At 72.1% G+C, this 16,840-nt stretch carries 17 protein-coding genes; 8 read left to right on the top strand and 9 right to left on the bottom strand.

Annotated elements, in window-relative coordinates:
• Positions 1-571 precede the first annotated feature (571 nt).
• Entirely contained in the window at positions 572-1,027 is a 456-nt protein-coding gene (locus ASE20_RS07690; RefSeq protein WP_056893993.1) for a MerR family transcriptional regulator, read from the top strand.
• A gap of 20 nt (positions 1,028-1,047) precedes the next feature.
• Entirely contained in the window at positions 1,048-2,103 is a 1,056-nt protein-coding gene (locus ASE20_RS07685; RefSeq protein WP_056894046.1) for an NAD(P)-dependent alcohol dehydrogenase, read from the top strand.
• A 1-nt stretch (position 2,104) separates the two neighbouring features.
• On the opposite strand, the gene ASE20_RS07680 is transcribed toward ASE20_RS07685, so the two are convergent.
• From ASE20_RS07680 to ASE20_RS07655, 6 genes are all read right to left on the bottom strand, one after another.
• Positions 2,105-3,298, bottom strand: a complete 1,194-nt coding sequence (locus ASE20_RS07680) for a GAF domain-containing sensor histidine kinase (RefSeq protein ID WP_056917926.1) — start codon at positions 3,296-3,298, stop codon at positions 2,105-2,107.
• Positions 3,299-3,419: 121 nt separating this feature from the next.
• The gene (locus ASE20_RS07675; RefSeq protein WP_056893991.1) at positions 3,420-4,082 is read right to left on the bottom strand and encodes a hypothetical protein; all 663 of its coding nucleotides are present in this window, start codon (positions 4,080-4,082) and stop codon (positions 3,420-3,422) included.
• Positions 4,079-4,918: an alpha/beta hydrolase family protein gene (locus ASE20_RS07670; protein ID WP_082612246.1), complete on the bottom strand. Its 840-nt coding sequence runs from the start codon at positions 4,916-4,918 to the stop codon at positions 4,079-4,081. Before ASE20_RS07670 ends, ASE20_RS07675 begins: the two co-directional genes overlap by 4 nt.
• A 270-nt stretch (positions 4,919-5,188) precedes the next feature.
• Entirely contained in the window at positions 5,189-6,973 is a 1,785-nt protein-coding gene (locus ASE20_RS07665; protein ID WP_056893990.1) for an acetyl/propionyl/methylcrotonyl-CoA carboxylase subunit alpha, read from the bottom strand.
• Between the two features lie 26 nt (positions 6,974-6,999).
• Entirely contained in the window at positions 7,000-7,209 is a 210-nt protein-coding gene (locus tag ASE20_RS07660) for an acyl-CoA carboxylase subunit epsilon (protein ID WP_056893989.1), read from the bottom strand.
• Entirely contained in the window at positions 7,206-8,792 is a 1,587-nt protein-coding gene (locus ASE20_RS07655; RefSeq protein ID WP_056893988.1) for an acyl-CoA carboxylase subunit beta, read from the bottom strand. Before ASE20_RS07655 ends, ASE20_RS07660 begins: the two co-directional genes overlap by 4 nt.
• A gap of 49 nt (positions 8,793-8,841) precedes the next feature.
• Here ASE20_RS07655 and ASE20_RS07650 point away from each other — a divergent pair, with 49 nt between their 5' ends.
• The 3 genes from ASE20_RS07650 (at position 8,842) to ASE20_RS07640 (ending at position 11,898) form a co-directional block, all read left to right on the top strand.
• Positions 8,842-9,531: a TetR/AcrR family transcriptional regulator gene (locus tag ASE20_RS07650; RefSeq protein WP_225868981.1), complete on the top strand. Its 690-nt coding sequence runs from the start codon at positions 8,842-8,844 to the stop codon at positions 9,529-9,531.
• Between the two features lie 96 nt (positions 9,532-9,627).
• Entirely contained in the window at positions 9,628-11,160 is a 1,533-nt protein-coding gene (locus ASE20_RS07645) for a S8 family peptidase (protein ID WP_056893987.1), read from the top strand.
• Between the two features lie 105 nt (positions 11,161-11,265).
• Positions 11,266-11,898 (top strand): GTP pyrophosphokinase family protein, encoded by a 633-nt coding sequence (locus ASE20_RS07640; protein ID WP_056893986.1) that lies wholly within the window; start codon positions 11,266-11,268, stop codon positions 11,896-11,898.
• A gap of 10 nt (positions 11,899-11,908) precedes the next feature.
• Here the strand turns inward: ASE20_RS07640 and ASE20_RS07635 are convergent, their stop codons facing one another.
• Together ASE20_RS07635 and ASE20_RS07630 are read right to left on the bottom strand one after the other, a co-directional pair.
• Positions 11,909-12,541 (bottom strand): 3-oxoacid CoA-transferase subunit B, encoded by a 633-nt coding sequence (locus tag ASE20_RS07635; RefSeq protein ID WP_056893985.1) that lies wholly within the window; start codon positions 12,539-12,541, stop codon positions 11,909-11,911.
• A 1-nt stretch (position 12,542) separates the two neighbouring features.
• A complete protein-coding gene (locus ASE20_RS07630) occupies positions 12,543-13,307 on the bottom strand; it encodes a CoA transferase subunit A (protein ID WP_056893984.1) in 765 nt (254 codons plus the stop codon).
• A 128-nt stretch (positions 13,308-13,435) separates the two neighbouring features.
• Between ASE20_RS07630 and ASE20_RS07625 the strand changes: the two genes are divergently transcribed.
• Positions 13,436-14,200, top strand: coding sequence for an IclR family transcriptional regulator (locus tag ASE20_RS07625; RefSeq protein ID WP_056893983.1), 765 nt, complete (start codon positions 13,436-13,438; stop codon positions 14,198-14,200).
• Here ASE20_RS07625 and ASE20_RS07620 read toward each other — a convergent pair.
• Positions 14,197-15,024 (bottom strand): arylamine N-acetyltransferase family protein, encoded by an 828-nt coding sequence (locus tag ASE20_RS07620; RefSeq protein ID WP_056893982.1) that lies wholly within the window; start codon positions 15,022-15,024, stop codon positions 14,197-14,199. The genes ASE20_RS07625 and ASE20_RS07620 overlap by 4 nt on opposite strands.
• 71 nt (positions 15,025-15,095) lie before the next feature.
• Between ASE20_RS07620 and ASE20_RS07615 the strand changes: the two genes are divergently transcribed.
• Positions 15,096-15,830, top strand: a complete 735-nt coding sequence (locus ASE20_RS07615; protein ID WP_056893981.1) for an SDR family NAD(P)-dependent oxidoreductase — start codon at positions 15,096-15,098, stop codon at positions 15,828-15,830.
• A gap of 7 nt (positions 15,831-15,837) precedes the next feature.
• Positions 15,838-16,737: an LLM class flavin-dependent oxidoreductase gene (locus ASE20_RS07610; protein WP_200952742.1), complete on the top strand. Its 900-nt coding sequence runs from the start codon at positions 15,838-15,840 to the stop codon at positions 16,735-16,737.
• The last annotated feature ends 103 nt before the right edge of the window (positions 16,738-16,840 follow it).

The raw sequence follows: 16,840 nt of genomic DNA, 5'->3' as shown, positions 1-16,840 counted from the left end.
CCTGGCGTCCAGGCGCTCGCTTCGCTCGCCCGCTGCCAGCGAGGTCTCTGGTGCCCGGTCGCTGGTTGAGGTGCGAGCGCCAGCGAGCCTCGAAACCTCTGGCCGTGGTGCTGGGACTGGCTCGGGCTGCTGGATAGTCGTTCGGTGGCTGNTCGCTTCGCTCGCCCGCTGCGCGGCGCCTTCGGCGGCCTTGACCCCGGGCCCCGGCCNTCGGATGGGCGGCGCGGTTGTCGGCGCGGACTTCGTCCGCGCCGCCGCTGACGCGGCCGCCCGACGCGTGTCGGTCTGTTGCGTGTCGGTGACCCGTCGTTTGGGCACAAACCGCAGAGAATTTGCACGAAAACCTGCGGTTTGTGCCCACTCGAGGGGGTCAGCACGCGCCGCCGACCACCGCCCGGCCGCAGCCCGGCCGCCGGACCCGACCCACCACCCGACTCGCCCCGTCGCTGCTGCCTGTGACCGCCACCACCGACCAACCGCAGCAGCGCGCCGACGACCCCGGAGCGCGACCCGCTGCTGGCGCCAAGGTCACCTTTGACTTCAAGTACTTGAAGTTCCTAGCCTCGATGAAGTGACTGCGCAGACCACCGGCCGGACCTTCACCATCAAGGAGGCCGCCGCGCTCTCCGGGCTCCCGGCGAGCACCTTGCGCTACTACGAGTCCATCGGCGTCGTCGCGCCCGTGGGCCGGTCCGCGAGCAGCGGCCACCGGTTCTACACCGAGGACGACGTCGACGTGCTCAGCTGGGTCGCCTGCCTCAACGCGACCGGGATGTCCGTGAAGGACATGAAGGAGTACGTCGCCAACGCCGCCTCCGGTGCGGCCGCGGCGCAGCTGCAGGTCGAGCTGCTGGAGGCGCAGGGCGAGCGGTTGGCCGTCGAGGCCGAGCTGCTCGCCGTACGACGTCGCTACGTGCAGCTGAAGGTCGACTACTGGAAGGCGCGGGCCGCGGGCGACGAGGAGCGCGCGCAGGCCTGGAGCCACGAGGCGCAGTCACTGGCCGACGAGATGAAGAGACTCAAGTGAACACGAAGGAGATCGACTCCATGAGCTACGACCGCACCCACGTCCGGGCCTGGGCCGCCCACGCGAGCACCGACCCGCTGGTGCCCACCGTCATCGAGCGCCGCGAGGTCGGCGCCGACGACGTCCTGATCGAGATCGAGTACGCCGGCATCTGCCACTCCGACATCCACACCGTCCGCGGCGACTGGGGCCCGCAGCCCTACCCGGTCGTCCCCGGCCACGAGATCGTCGGCATCGTCCGCGAGGTCGGCTCGGCCGTGACCCGCCACCGGGTGGGCGACCGCGTCGGCGTCGGCTGCTTCGTGCGCTCCTGCCTGGAGTGCGCCAACTGCCTGCGCGGCGACGAGCAGTTCTGCCTCAAGGGCGGCGTCGGCACCTACGCCGCCACCGACCGCGACGGCACGTCCACGCAGGGCGGCTACTCGACCCACGTCGTCGTGCACGAGCACTTCGCCCTCGTCGTGCCCGACGGGCTGGACCCGGCCGCCGCGGCGCCGCTGCTCTGCGCCGGCATCACGACGTACTCGCCGCTCAAGCGCTGGGGTGCCGGTCCCGGCCGGAAGGTCGCGGTCGTCGGGCTCGGCGGCCTGGGCCACATGGGGGTCAAGATCGCGCACGCGATGGGCGCCGAGGTGACCGTGCTGTCGCAGTCGCTGAAGAAGCAGGAGGACGCCGTCCGGCTCGGCGCGGACCACTACCACGCGACCAGTGACCCGGCGACCTTCGACGTGCTGCGGGGGACCTTCGACCTGGTCCTCAACACGGTCAGCGCGAGCATCGACGTCAACGCCTACCTCGGCCTGCTCGCCGTCGACGGCGCGTTCGTCAACGTCGGCGCGCCGCCGGCGCCCTTCAGCGTCGACGCGATGTCGCTGATCTACGGCCGCCACGCGTTCGCGGGATCCATGATCGGCGGCATCGCCGAGACCCAGGAGATGCTCGACTTCTGCGCCGAGCACGGCCTCGGCGCCGACATCGAGGTGATCGCGGCCGACGGCATCAACGAGGCCTACGAGCGGGTGCTCGCCTCCGACGTGCGCTACCGCTTCGTGATCGACGCCGCGACCATCGCCTGACTCACGCGGGCAGCGTGAACCAGATCGTCGTGCCGCCACCGGGGGCGTCGTCGATCCCGATCCGCCCGCCGTGCGCCTCGACCGCGCGGCGGGCGGTCGCCAGCCCGATGCCCGAGCCCTCGACCGAGGAGTCGCCCCGGGCGTGCAGCACGAAGACCGTGTCGCGACCGGTGGCAGGGATGCCACGGCCGTTGTCGGTGACCGCGACGCGCCACTCGCCGTCGCCTCGGGCGGCGGTGACCGCGACCTCGGGCGCGCGGTCGGGCGGGGTGAACTTCACCGCGTTCGAGACCAGGTTGAGCAGCACGGCGTAGAGCTGGGTCGCGTCGCCGACCACCTGCGGCAGCGGCTCGCGGCGGACCACGGCGGAGCGCCGGCCGATCGCCGGGGCCAGGTCGTCGAGCACGTGGCTGAGCACCTCGTCGAGGGCGACCTCGGTCGGCCGGAGGACGGCGCCGGAGCGGGCGTAGTCGAGGATCGTGCTGATCATGCCGGCCATCCGCTGGCCGGCCTGGTGGGTTGCGCCGACCAGCTCGGCGACCGCCGGGTCGCCGGTCACGGCGGGCTCGTCGGCGAGCAGCTCGGTGTTGGCGAGGATCGCGGTCAGCGGCGAGCGCAGGTCGTGGCTGACCTGCCCGGCGAAGAGCGAGAGCAGCTCGTTGGACCGGGTCAGCTCGTCCTGGGTGCGGGTCAGCTCGACCAGCGACTGCTCCAGCTGGCGGCCGCGCAGCCGCAGCTCCAGCACGTCGACGACCCGCTGCGCGACGACCTGCAGCACGTCGGCCCGCTCGGCGGCGAGCTCGTGCGGCTCACTGTCGAAGACGCAGAGCCGGCCGATCGTCGTACCGTCGGGCGTGATGAGGGGCGCCGAGGCGTAGAACCGCACGGTGTCGATCTCGCCCGAGACGAACGGGTTGGTCGCGAACCGCGGGTCGGCGCTGGCGTCCGGCGCGACGACCGTGCGGGTGTCGTCGAGCACGACGGCGCACATCGAGTCCTCGCGCGAGCAGACCGACGGGTCGATGCCGGCAGCGGCGATCTGGTGCTGGTGGTCGCGGGTGATCAGGTTGATCGCCGAGTTGGGTACGCCGCACACGAGCGCGGCCAGCTCGGCCAGGGCCTGCAGGTCCCGGCCGCCGGGCTCGTCGAGCGCGCGGTAGCGGGCGATGGCCTCGTCGGCGGTGGGGGACGACACGTCCTTCACCCTAGGGCGCGTCTCCCAAGTCCCCGCCTGCTGCGCGACGTTCCCGACTCGATCTGGCCGCGTTGGCGTCGCTCGAAGCGCGATGGAGCACGTCGTCGCTCCGGGGCACCGGTCACGGGTGCACGAGCACGCCGTCGGTCCCCGGCGAGACGAGCAGCGCCTGTCCGGCGCCGGTCACGTGGAGCTCGCCGTTCACGACCACGACCGCGGTGTGCTCGTCGACAGCCCGCACCTCGTCGACCAGGCCTGCGGCCACGGCGGCGATCGCCCGCGTCGTCGTCCCCCACTGCGCCGCGTGCACGTCGATCGCGAAGGGCACCCGGCCCAGCCCGTCGACGACCGTCAGTTCGCCGAGGTCCTCGCTCGCATCCTCCGAGCAGACCTCCCCGCCGTCGAGCAGCCAGCCGCCCACCAGCGCGCGCTCGGCGGCGATGGCGGCGCCGGCGGAGAAGCCGGCGTACGGCAGCGCGGAGAGGGCGGCGGCCTGCGGGACGACGAGCTCGGCGTACAACGGCGTCAGGCCACCGGCGACGAACACGCCGGCCACGCCGTCGAGGTCCTCCGCGCGCAGGGGACGGCCCTGCTCCAGCACCACGTCGCGGATCGCGCCGGCGTCGCCGAGCACGCCGTGCCACCGGTCGAGGTCGACCCCCTCGCCGTCGTCGACCACGACGCAGGCGACCTCGCCGCCGGCGCTCGCTGCGACGAAGGGCTCCAGCAACGCGCGCACCCGGGCCTGGTCGCGGCCGCCTCCCACCAGCACGGTCACCGTCATCGCGTCGTCCTTCCGATCGTGTCGAGCACGGCGACCTGCCGTGCCCACGCCTGTGTCGCCGGGTCGATCACCGCGAAGTGGTCGCCGGGCACCTCCACCAGCTCGGCCGTGGCTCCCGCGGCCCGCGCCCGCTCCACGTACGACGCCGACTGGCTCGGCGGCACGATGTCGTCGTCGGTGCCGTGCACGCACCACACCGGTACGTCGAGGGGGAGCTGTTGCGCCGGGTCGAATCGCGCGTCGGCGGCGGTCGGGGCGTGGCCGAGCAGTGCGCGGGCCGCGCCGCCGCCGAGGCCGTCCGCGTCGGCCGCGCGCAGGTCGAGCACGCCGGCCTGGCTGATCACGTGGGTCACCGGGACCCGCTCGGTCCAGCCGTGCCCGCCGCGGGCAGCCGCCCACGTCGCGAGGTGGCCGCCGGCACTGTGGCCGAGCGTGACGACGGTCGTGAGGTCGAGGTCCAGCTCGGCGAGGTGGTCGATGCCGGCGGCGACGTCGTCGAAGGTCGCAGGGGCGCCGCCGCCGTTGCCGACGCGGCGGTACTCGAGGTTCCACGCCGCCCAGCCGCGGTCGGCCAGGTCACTGGCGAGGGGACCGCCGTACTGCTCGGCGCCGTACTCGGCCTTCCAGAACCCGCCGTGGACCACGACCACGACCCCGCGGGGCTCGCCGTCGGGCAGGAACAGGTCGCCCCACTGGCTGGGGTCCTCGCCGTAGGCGTGGCGGGCGGGTGACGTGCGGCGCATGGGCGGATCCTCCCCGGACTCGGAGCAGGCGGCGAGCCCGGCCCCGGCGGCGCCCAGACCGGCAACGGCGCGCAGGAGGGTCCGACGGTGCATGGGCCGATCCTGCCACCGCGGGCCGACCCGAGCCCTCTCACTCGCCCAGCCCTCCGCTGGTCGAGTAGCCCGAGCCCCTGGGCGAGGGCGTATCGAGACCCCCGTAAGCGACCCACCGGGTCTCGATACGCCTCGAGCCGGTGCCGGAACTGCCTTCACAGTTCCAGCACCGGCTCGCGTGGTCTCGAGACGCGGTAGGCCCTCGCTTGCTTCGCTGCGCGAGCCCCTACCGCTCCTCGACCTGCGGACGCACTCGCCGCCTTCGCAGGCTCAGGCGCCGGCGTCCTTGATCTCGGCGACGACCTCGCCGTTGCCGACCGTGGCGCCGACCTCGGCGCTCAGGCCCGTGATCGTGCCGTCCTTGTGCGCCTTGAGCGGCTGCTCCATCTTCATCGCCTCGAGGACGACGACGACGTCGCCCTTGGCGACCGTCTGGCCCTCCTCGACGGCGACCTTGACGATCGTGCCCTGCATCGGCGAGGTGACGGCGTCACCCGACGCGGCAGCGCCGGCCTTCTTGCCGGCGGACCGCTTGGGCTTCTTGGCCGCGGCGGCCGGACCGGCGGCGATGCCGCCCAGGCCCGCGGGGAGGGTGACCTCGATGCGCTTGCCACCGACCTCGACGACGACGGTCTGCTTCTCGCCGGCCTCCTCGGCCTCGCCCGGGGCGCCGCCGTAGGGGGTGATCTGGTTGTCGAAGTCGGTCTCGATCCACGTCGTGTAGACGTCGAAGGAGCCCTCGCCGCTCGGGTTCGAGGCACCGACCCAGGCCGGGTCGTTGACGATGACCTCGTGGAAGGTGATGGCCGTCGGCATGCCGTCGACCTGGAACTCGCTCAGCGCACGGCGCGAGCGCTCGATCGCCTGGGTCCGGCTGGAGCCGGTGATGATCAGCTTCGCGACGAGCGAGTCGAAGGCACCGGGGACGGTCTCGCCGTTCTCGTAGCCACCGTCGACGCGGACGCCGGGACCCTGCGGCGGGTTCCAGGCGGTCAGCGTGCCGGGCGCCGGCATGAAGTTGTTGCCGCCGTCCTCGGCGTTGATGCGGTACTCGATCGAGTGGCCGCGGATCTCCGGGTCGCCGTAGCCGAGCTCCTCGCCGGCCGCGACGCGGAACATCTCGCGGACCAGGTCGATGCCGGTGACCTCCTCGGACACGCAGTGCTCGACCTGGAGTCGGGTGTTGACCTCGAGGAAGGAGATGGTGCCGTCGGCGGCCACGAGGAACTCGCAGGTACCGGCGCCGACGTAGCCGGCCTCCTTCAGGATCGCCTTCGACGACTCGTAGAGGCGGGCGTTCTGCTCGTCGGTGAGGAAGGGCGCGGGAGCCTCCTCGACCAGCTTCTGGTGGCGACGCTGCAGCGAGCAGTCGCGGGTCGAGATGACCACGACGTTGCCGTGCGAGTCGGCCAGGCACTGGGTCTCGACGTGCCGCGGCTTGTCGAGGAACTTCTCGACCAGGCACTCGCCGCGGCCGAAGGCGGAGATCGCCTCGCGGGTCGCCGACTCGAAGAGCTCGGGGATCTCCTCGAGCGTGCGGGCGACCTTGAGGCCACGGCCACCGCCGCCGAAGACGGCCTTGATGGCGACCGGGAGGCCGTGCTCCTGCGCGAACGCGACGATCTCGTCGGCGGACTCGACCGGGTCCTTGAGGCCCGGGGCGAGCGGGGCGCCGGCTGCCAGGGCGATCTGCTTGGCCTTGGCCTTGTCGCCGAGGCCCTCGATCGCCGCCGGCGACGGGCCGATCCAGATCAGGCCCGCGTCGATCACGGCCTGGGCGAACTGGGCGTTCTCGGCGAGGAAGCCGTAGCCCGGGTGCACCGAGTCGGCGCCGGAGCGCTTCGCGACCTCGATGATCTTCTCGATCACGAGGTAGGAGTCGGCCGGGGTGGAGCCGTTGAGGGAGTACGCCTCGTCGGCGAGGCGCACGAACAGCGCGTTGGCGTCGGGCTCGGCGTACACGGCCACGGACGCGATGCCGGCGTCCTTGGCGGCGCGGATGACCCGGACGGCGATCTCGCCACGGTTGGCGATCAGGACCTTCTTGAGCGACATGGTGTCTTCCTTGGTGGGCGAGATGGTCAGCGGGGCAGTCCGCTGGCGCGCCAGGCGCCGCGGCCGCGGAGGGTCAGGGAGTCAGCGGTACGACGCACGCCACGCGCGGGCGAGGCCCACTCGGAGCGCACCGGCTCGGGCGCCGGAGCACCCTGGCCGAGGGCGGAGAGGACCGCGACGACCGCCGCGAGCTCCTCCGCCGTCGGGTTGCCACCGGTGAGGGTCGGCGCGCTCACAGCGGGATGTTCCCGTGCTTCTTGGGCGGGAGGGTCTCCCGCTTGGTGGCGAGCAGGCGCAGCGCCTTCACGATCTCCGCGCGGGTCTGCGAGGGCTGGATGACGGCGTCGATGTAGCCGCGCTCGGCCGCGATGTAGGGGTTGGCCAGCGTGGTCTCGTACTCGTCGATCAGCTCGGCCCGCTTGGCCTCGACGTCGCCGCCCGCGGCCTCGACGGCCGCGAGGGTCTTGCGGTGCACGATGTTCGCCGCGCCCTGGGCGCCCATCACCGCGATCTGGCCGGTCGGCCAGGACAGGTTGATGTCGGCACCGAGGTGCTTGGAGCCCATGACGTCGTAGGCGCCGCCGTAGGCCTTGCGGGTGATGATCGTGACCAGCGGGACGGTCGCCTCGGCGTAGGCGTAGATCAGCTTGGCGCCGCGGCGGATGATGCCGAGGTGCTCCTGGTCGACGCCGGGCAGGAAGCCGGGGACGTCGACGAAGGTCAGCACCGGGATGTTGAACGCGTCGCAGAAGCGCACGAAGCGCGCGGCCTTCTCGGACGCGTCGATGTCGAGGGTGCCGGCGAACTGCATCGGCTGGTTGGCCACGATGCCGACGGGCTTGCCCTCGATGCGGCCGTAGCCGGTGATGATGTTGGGGGCGAAGAGCGCCTGCACCTCGAGGAAGTCGGCGTCGTCGACGATCGTGGTGATCACGTCGTGCATGTCGTAGGGCTGGTTGGCCGAGTCGGGGATCAGCGTGTCCAGCGCGAGGTCCTCGGCCGACGGCTCGAGGTCGGCGACCTCGTCGTACGACGGGGCGGCGTCGAGGTTGTTCTGCGGCAGGAACGCCAGCAGTGCCTTGACGTACTCGATCGCGTCGTCCTCGTCGGAGGCCATGTAGTGGGCGTTGCCGGACTTGGTGTTGTGGGCCCGGGCGCCGCCGAGCTCCTCCATCGTGACGTCCTCGCCGGTGACCGTCTTGATGACGTCGGGACCGGTGATGAACATCGCCGAGGTCTGGTCGACCATGATCGTGAAGTCGGTGACCGCGGGGGAGTAGACGTGGCCGCCCGCGCAGTTGCCCATGATCAGCGAGATCTGGGGGATCACGCCGGAGGCGTGCACGTTGCGCTTGAAGATCTCGCCGTACAGGCCGAGCGAGACGACGCCCTCCTGGATGCGGGCGCCGGCGCCCTCGTTGATGCCGATGATCGGGGAGCCGGTCTTGATCGCCAGGTCCATGACCTTGGTGATCTTCTCGCCGTAGACCTCGCCGAGCGAGCCGCCGAAGACGGTGAAGTCCTGCGAGAACACGCAGACCTGGCGGCCGTCGACCGTGCCGTAGCCGGTGATCACGCCGTCGCCGTAGGGGCGGGTCTTCTCGAGGCCGAAGGCGGTCGAGCGGTGCCGCGCGAACTCGTCGAGCTCGACGAACGATCCCTCGTCGAAGAGCAGCTCGATGCGCTCGCGGGCGGTCTTGCGCCCCTTCGCGTGCTGCTTCTCCTGGGCCTGGGCCGCCGGTGCGTGGACGGCCTCGTCGGTACGTCGCTCGAGGTCGGCGAGCTTGCCCGCGGTCGTGTGCAGGTCGATCTCGGTCATGAAACTGAGTATCATCCATTGACACTGGGGTTCACAAGAGGGGTGCGGTGTGACGCATTCAACCGACGACGACCGTCGGTCGCCGACCGGCAGGGGCACGGCTGCCGCGATCGTCGACGCTGCCTTCCGGCTGTTCAACGAGGCGGGGTACGACGCCACGAGCGTCGACGACATCGCCGCGGCCGCCGGCGTGAGCCGCAGCTCCTTCTTCCGGCTGTTCGGGTCCAAGGAGAAGGTGATCTTCCCGGACCACGACGCGATCCTCGCCGCGGTCGAGGAGCGGCTGGCCGCCTCGACGCAGAAGAGTGCCATCCTCGCGGTCTCGGACGCGGTGCGCGTCGTGCTCTTCCACTACATCGCTGAGGGGCCGCTGGCGCGTCGGCGCTACCAGCTCACGTCCACGGTCCCCGCGCTGCGCGATCGCGAGCTGATCAGCGGGGCGCGCTACCAGCAGCTGTTCCGGCAGTACATCAGCGCGTGGGGCGACGGCTCCGAGGAGTCCGAGAGCCGCGGCGAGCTGATGGCGGCTGCCGTGGTCGCCGCCCACAACCGCGTCCTGCGCCGCTGGTTGCGCGAGGAGTGCGAGGACCCGCACCTGGAGATCGACGAGGCGATGGCCCAGGTCAACGCGCTCTTCGCTCCGTCCCAGGCCGCGACGCCGGCTGCTCCGGGCGCGATCGTCGTGGTCCGCACCGACCAGGACCTCGCCACGATCGCGGAGCAGCTCCGGTCGCTGTGAAGTTCGGCCGACGATCCTCTCGCCAAGGGGGTCTCCGGGAGGACAGGATGTGGCCCGGCGCACATCCCGCGCCGACCTCCTCGGAAAGGTTCATCCATGCCACAGCACCACCGGCGGTTCCGCGCCGCCGTCCTCACGGTCGCGACGGGCCTCACCCTGGCCGGTCTCTCCGTGTCCGGCACCGGCGCCACCGCGGCCCCCGCGGCCGGCGGCGAGCCGGTCTCGACACCGGTCCCGATCAGCACCCCTGACGGCGTCGTGTCGGCGTACCTCCTCAACGCCAAGCAGGCCAACCCCGGTCAGACCCGGCTGCTCGAGCGCGCGGTCGCCCGCGCGGGCGGCGTCGTGGTCCAGACCTGGCCGCAGATCGGCGTCGTCGTCGCCCACAGCGACAGGGCCGCCTTCCGCGCTAACGTCAAGGTGTACGCCGGCAACGCGCTCGAGTCCGTCGGCGCCACCCGCACCGTGCCGGTGACCGAGGGCACGCCCGAGGGCGTCCAGGCGCCGTGGGGCCCGGGCAGGGGACAGGTCCGCAAGGCGCAGTCGTCGCCCCAGCAGGACGACACCGAGAACACCGTCACGGCCGCGGACCCGCGCGAGAGCGAGCAGTGGGACCTGCAGGTGATCAAGGCGGACCAGGCGCACGCCATCACCGACGGCTCCCGTGACGTCGTCGTCGGCGTCCTGGACTCCGGCATCGACCCCGACCACCCGGACCTGGCCGCCAATATCGACGTGGCCGACTCGGTCAACTGCAGCGACGCCGGGCGCCCCGACACCTCCGCGACCGGCTGGTACCCGACCACCAGCGACCACGGCACCCACGTCGCCGGCACGATCGGCGCCGCGCGCAACGGCGTGGGCATCGTCGGCGTCGCGCCCAACGTGCGGATGGCCGCGGTCAAGGTCGTCAACGACGACGGGTTCATCTACCCGGAGTACGCCGTGTGCGGCTTCGTCTGGGCCGGCACGCACGGCATGGACGTGACCAACAACAGCTACTACGTCGACCCGTTCGAGTTCTACTGCGAGGACCAGCCCGACCAGTACGCCGCCAAGGAGGCCGTGCGCCGCGCGGTCGCCTGGTCGACCGACCAGGGCGTCGTGCACGCCGCGGCCGCGGGCAACTCCGGCCACGACCTGTCCGACAAGTCGTCCTTCCTCGACGAGGGCAGCCCGGACGACGGCACCCCGGTGACGCGCACGCTCAACAGCGGCTGCCAGGACATCCCGACCGAGCTGCCGGGCGTCGTGACCGTGTCCGCGAGCCACCGCGACGACATCCTCGCGTACTTCTCGAACCGCGGCCTGGGCGTCATCGACGTCGCCGCCCCCGGCCGCCGCATCCTCTCGACCATCGTGACGGGCAACGGCTACGGCCTGAAGTCCGGGACCTCGATGGCCTCGCCGCACGTCGCCGGCGTCCTCGCCCTGATGAGGTCGGCGCACCCGGACCTCACGCCGGCGCAGATGGTCGCCAAGCTGCGTGCCGACGCCGACGACCACGCCTGCACGGTCCAGGAGGCCCCGCCGGCCGGCGTCGACCTCGGTGCCCCGTGCGTCGGGACCGACGCCGACAACAGCTACTACGGCGAGGGCATGGTCGACGCCCTCGACGCGGTGCGCTGACCCGTGTAGCCCACCTGTCCTCCGCCGGAGCCCGAGAGCCGTCGTGCTCCCGGCTCCGGTGGAGGCCACCTCGAGGCGTCACCGCGCACCGGGCACACTGGTGCGGTGAGCACCGCGAGCGTCCCCCTGCCGGACGAGGCGCGCGCCCAGGAGATCGGCCAGTTCCTGCTGAACTACAAGTTCGGCCTCGACGAGATGCTGACCAAGATCAACATCCTGCGCGAGGAGCTCGCCTTCCGTGGCACCGGCAACCCGATCGAGCACGTCAGCTCCCGGCTGAAGTCCATCGAGAGCCTGCGCGCCAAGGCCGCCCGCATCGGCTGCCCGCTCGAGCTCGACGCGATCGCCGAGCAGATCACCGACATCGCCGGCGTGCGCATCGTCTGCGCCTTCATCGCCGACGCCTACCAGGTCCTCGACATGCTCACCACGCAGCCGGACGTGACCGTCCGCGTGATCAAGGACTACGTCGCCCGCCCCAAGCCCAACGGCTACCGCAGCCTCCACGCCATCGTCGAGATCCCCGTGTTCCTGTCCGAGGACATGCGCCGGGTCCCGATCGAGCTGCAGATCCGCACCGTCGCCATGGACTTCTGGGCCAGCGTCGAGCACAAGATCTACTACAAGTACGACAAGGACGTGCCCGCGGAGCTGGTCGGTGAGCTCGCCGCTGCGGCGCGCGTGGCCGCCGACCTGGACCAGCGGATGGCGGAGCTGCACCGCACCGTCCACGGCTGACCCGGTCGCCTCAGCCGGCGAGGACCTCTGGTTCGGTCTTCTCCCGCACCTCTTCGAGGGTGACGTCGGGCGCGAGCTCGACGAGGCGCAGCCCGGCCGGGGTGACGTCGAGGACGCACAGGTCGGTGATGATCCGCTGGACCACGCCGCGGCCGGTGAAGGGCAACGAGCACTCGTCGACGATCTTGTAGGAGCCGTCGCGGGCGACGTGCTCCATCAGGACGACGACCTTCCTCGCGCCGTGGACCAGGTCCATCGCGCCGCCCATGCCCTTGACCATCTTGCCGGGGATCATCCAGTTCGCGATGTCGCCGCCGGCGGAGACCTGCATGGCGCCGAGGATGGCGGCGTCGATCTTGCCGGCGCGGATCATCCCGAAGCTGGTGGCGGAGTCGAAGAAGCTCGCGCCCTTGCGGACGGTGACGGTCTCCTTGCCGGCGTTGATCAGGTCGGGGTCGACGGCGTCCTCGGTGGGGTAGGCGCCGAAGCCGAGGATGCCGTTCTCGCTCTGCAGGACCAGCTCGACGTCGTCGGGGACGTAGTTGGGGACCAGCGTGGGGAGGCCGATGCCGAGGTTGACGTAGTCGCCGTCGGCGAGCTCGGCCGCGGCGCGGGCCGCCATCTGCTCACGATTCCATGCCATGTCAGCGGACCGTCCTCTTCTCGATGCGCTTGTCCGCGGCCTGCTCCGGCGTGAGGGGTACGACGCGGTGGACGTAGACACCCGGCAGGTGGACCTGGTCGGGGTCGAGCTCACCGGGCTCGACCAGCTCCTCGACCTCCGCGATCGTGACCTGGCCGGCCATCGCGGCGAGCGGGTTGAAGTTGCGGGCGGACTGGTTGAACACCAGGTTGCCGTGGCGGTCACCCTTCCAGGCGCGGACCAGACCGAAGTCGGAGACGATCGCCTCCTCGAGCACGAACTCCTGCTCGCCCGCCCGGGTCTCGAAGCGCATCACCGGCTTCTGGGGGGACGTCTTGATGACGTTGCCCGCGTCGTCGTACCTCCACGGGAGTCCGCCGTCGGCGACCTGGGTGCCGACGCCGGTGCGCGTGTAGAACCCGGCGATGCCGGAGCCGCCGGCGCGCATCCGCTCGGCGAGCGTGCCCTGGGGGGTGAGCTCGACCTCGAGCTCGCCGGAGAGGTACTGGCGCGCGAACTCCTTGTTCTCCCCGACGTACGACGCCACGACGCGCCGCAGCCGTCGTGCCGCGAGCAGCCGGCCCAGGCCCCAACCGTCGACGCCGGCGTTGTTGGAGACGACCTCGAGGTCGGTGGTGCCCGCGTCGAGGAGGGCCGCGATCAGCACCGAGGGGATGCCGCAGAGCCCGAACCCGCCGACCGTCAGGGTCGCCCCGTCCGGGATGTCCGCCACCGCTTCGGCGGCCGAGGAGATGACCTTGTCCATGGTTCGCACCGTGCTCCAACCGGTCGGCAGCGGTCAACAGATGACCGCAGATCCAGCCGTGATTGCTCGTCTTCCGGGCAGTAGCCACGATCAGCGTTCACTGGGTGGACGCGGACTAGAGTGGCGGCGTGGACAAGGGCGCGAGCGTGGTCGAGAGGGTTGGCACCCTGCTGCGCTCGCTCGCGGCGCGCGAGCCCGACGGCGCCAGTACGACGGGCCTGGCCGCCGCCACGGGGTTGCCGCGACCGACCGCCCACCGCCTGCTCGTCGCCCTGCGCGAGGAGGGCATGGTCGAGCGCGACGAGACCAGCGCCGCCTGGCACCTCGGGCCGGAGTGCTTCCTGCTGGGCGCCGCCGCGACCACCCGCCACGACATCGCGCCGGTCGCGCGCGAGGCGGTGCTGCGGATCGCGCGCGAGACCGGCGAGAGCGCCTACTTCTCGGTCCGGCGCGGTGACGAGACGGTCTGCCTGCTGCGCGAGGACGGCAGCTTCCCGATCCGGTCCCACGTGCTGCACGAGGGCATCCGGTTCCCGCTCGGCGTCGCCTCGGCCGGCCTCGTGATCCTGTCCTTCCTGCCCGACCGCGAGCGCGAGGCCTACCTCTCCCGCGCCCGGCTCGCTGCGCGCCACGGCAGGCAGCACGGGCCGGCAGCCCTGCGGGCGCAGGTCGAGGCCACCCGCGAGCGTGGGTACGCCGTCAACCCGGGCCTCATCGTGACCGGCAGCTGGGGCCTGGGCGCCGCGGTGTTCGACGCGCACGGCGAGCCCCGCTGGGCGCTGAGCATCAACGGCATCGAGTCCCGGCTGGCGCCGCCGCGGCAGGAGGAGCTCGGGCAGCTGCTGCTCCGGGAGGCGCACCAGCTGGGTGCGCGGATGGCCGGCCCGCGCTAGCCGAGGTCGGCGAGGCGCGCGAGCAGGCGCCGCTCCTCGTCGTCGATGAGCGGTACGTCGAGCACGCGCAACCACTCGACGAGCTCCCCGTCGGCCAGCTCGCGGTGCTCGGTCGGCTCGCCGGGACGGCGTACGGTCACCGTGGTGCCGGTGACCGCGACGTGCCGGCCGTCCTCGTGCTTGGTGACCATCAGGCCGCTGCGGAAGTGCGAGGTGGGGAAGGTGCTCGTGTAGTGGTGGCCGATGACGACGTCCACCGGGCGGACGGGCAGCTCGTCGGTCGTGTGGGTGAGCTCCCAGCCGGCCTCGCGCAGCCGGTGGAGGCCCCAGGTGCCGTCGTCGGCACGGACCATCCGGTACGGCCAGCCGCGCTGGTCGGACTCGGCGCCGTCGGCCAGCGGGATCGGGTGGACCAGGCTCATCCCGAAGCCGGGGTCGCACAGCAGCCGCTCCCCGTCGAGCATCACCTCGACGGTCATGTGGGTGCGGCCCTGGACCGTACCGGCGGCGGGGTCGCCGACCCGCCCGAGGTGGCGCCGTACGTCGTACCCGATCCTCTCGAGGGCGGCCGCGAACACGCTCGCGTGCTCGAAGCAGTAGCCACCGCGCCCGCGGTCGACGAACTTGGCGTTGAGGGCGTCCATGCCGACACCGGGGTGCTGGTCGAGCAGCACGTCGACGTTGTCGAACGTGAAGGTCCGCACGTGTGCCTCGTGCAGCGCGTCGAGGGTGGCTCGGTCGGGCGTCGCGCCGGCCGCGGTGAGGCCGAGCCGGGCGAGGTAGCCGTCGAGGTCGAGCCGATCGGTCTGCCAGCCGTCGGTCATGGGCCGAGCGTAGGTGGAGACAGAAACTAGAACACGTTCTATGGTGAGGCACCCGAACCCCAGGAGGAACCATGACCACCGCCCCCGCCCGCGCGCAGCGGTTCACCGACCGTCGCGTCGTCGTCACCGGAGCGGCCGGCGGCGTCGGCCAGGTCGTCGCCGGCCTGTTCCGCGAGGAGGGCGCACGCGTGGTCGCGACCGACGTCGCACCGGCCGACGGCGTCGTACCGTGCGACCTGCGGGACGACTCCGCGCGCGACGGGTTCGTCGCCGACGCGCTCGCCGAGCTCGGCGGCCTCGACGTGCTCTGCAATGTCGCCGGGATCCAGCAGTTCGCCGAGATCGGCAAGCTGACGCCGGACGGACTGCGCCGGCACTTCGACATCAACGCGCTGGCGCCGCTGATGCTGACCCAGGCCTTCGCGGAGGCGCTGGTCGCGAGCAAGGGCAACGTGGTGTCGGTGACGTCGATCTCCGCGGTGATGGGGCAGCCCTACAACGCGCAGTACTGCGCATCGAAGGCGGCACTGCTGCTGGGGATGCGCTCGCTCGCCGTCGAGCTCGGCACCCGCGGCGTGCGGGTCAACTGCGTGTCGCCCGGCGGCATCGCGACGCCGATGATCGAGGCGGCGGCGGCCGGGCTGCCCGCCGACGCGAACTGGGACCTGGTCGCCAAGAGCACCTCGGTGATCCCCGGCTTCATGCCGCCTGTCGACGTCGCCGAGTCGCTGATGTTCCTCGCGTCCGACGCGGCCGCGTCCATCACCGGCGCGAACCTCGTCGTCGACCGCGGCGTCGTCTGGTGACCCGCCGATGAGCATGGACGTCGGGATGACCCTCCCGGTCATGGAGCCGGAGGTCGACCCGGCGCTGCTGCGCGACTGGGCGGAGCGGATCGACGCGGGTCCCTACGGCTCGCTCTGCTTCGGCGAGCGGATCGCCTTCGACAACCCCGACATCCTCACCCTCCTGGGGGCGGTCGCCGCCTGGACGACACGGGTGCGCCTGAGCGCGACGGTCGTCGTCCCGCAGCTGCACGACCCGGTGCACCTCGCCAAGGCGCTCGCCACCGCCGACCGGCTGTGCGGGGGCCGGCTCTCGGTCGGGCTCGGGGTCGGCGGGCGCGAGGAGGACTACCGCGCGGTCGGCGCCGACTGGGGCACCCGCACCATGGCCCAGCTCGCCGAGCGGGCCGGCGTGATGCGCCGGGTCTGGGCCGGCGAGGACGTCACCGGCGCGACCCGTCCCGTCGGACCGCGGCCGCACACCGCCGGTGGGCCGGAGCTGCTGGTCGGCACGCTCGGACGTCGTACGACGGTCCACGCGGCGGCCTGGGCCGACGGCCTCGCGGGCATGTCCCTCGGCGCCGACGTGGCCGAGACGGCGGGCCTGTTCGACCTCGCCCGCTCCGCGTGGGCGGACGCCGGCCGACCGGCGCCGAGGCTGACGACGTCCTTCTGGTTCGCGCTGGCCGAGGCCACCGACGACCCCCGGCGCCAGGTGCACGCGCACCTGCGGCACTACATGAACTGGCTGCCCGTCGAGCTGGTCGACGCCCTCGCGCCGACGGCCGGCTTCGCCGGGACGCTCGACGAGCTGGGCAGGCTGCTCGACCGGTTCGCGGAGATCGGTACGGACGAGGTGCAGCTGATCCCGACCGGCGGAGACCCGCGCCAGGTCGACCTGGTCGCGGACCTGCTCGCCGGTCGCTGAAGCGGGTCTGCATCGGCCCCGCTTCGGAATTCGGCCCGGCGTGAGTTTCACCGGCCGGCCGGTGAAACTCACGTGCTTGGACGAGGAAACTCACGCTTGGACG

The organism is Nocardioides sp. Root240 (assembly GCF_001428825.1).
Lineage (GTDB): Bacteria > Actinomycetota > Actinomycetes > Propionibacteriales > Nocardioidaceae > Nocardioides.
This window is presented reverse-complemented; position numbering and strand designations above follow the sequence as displayed.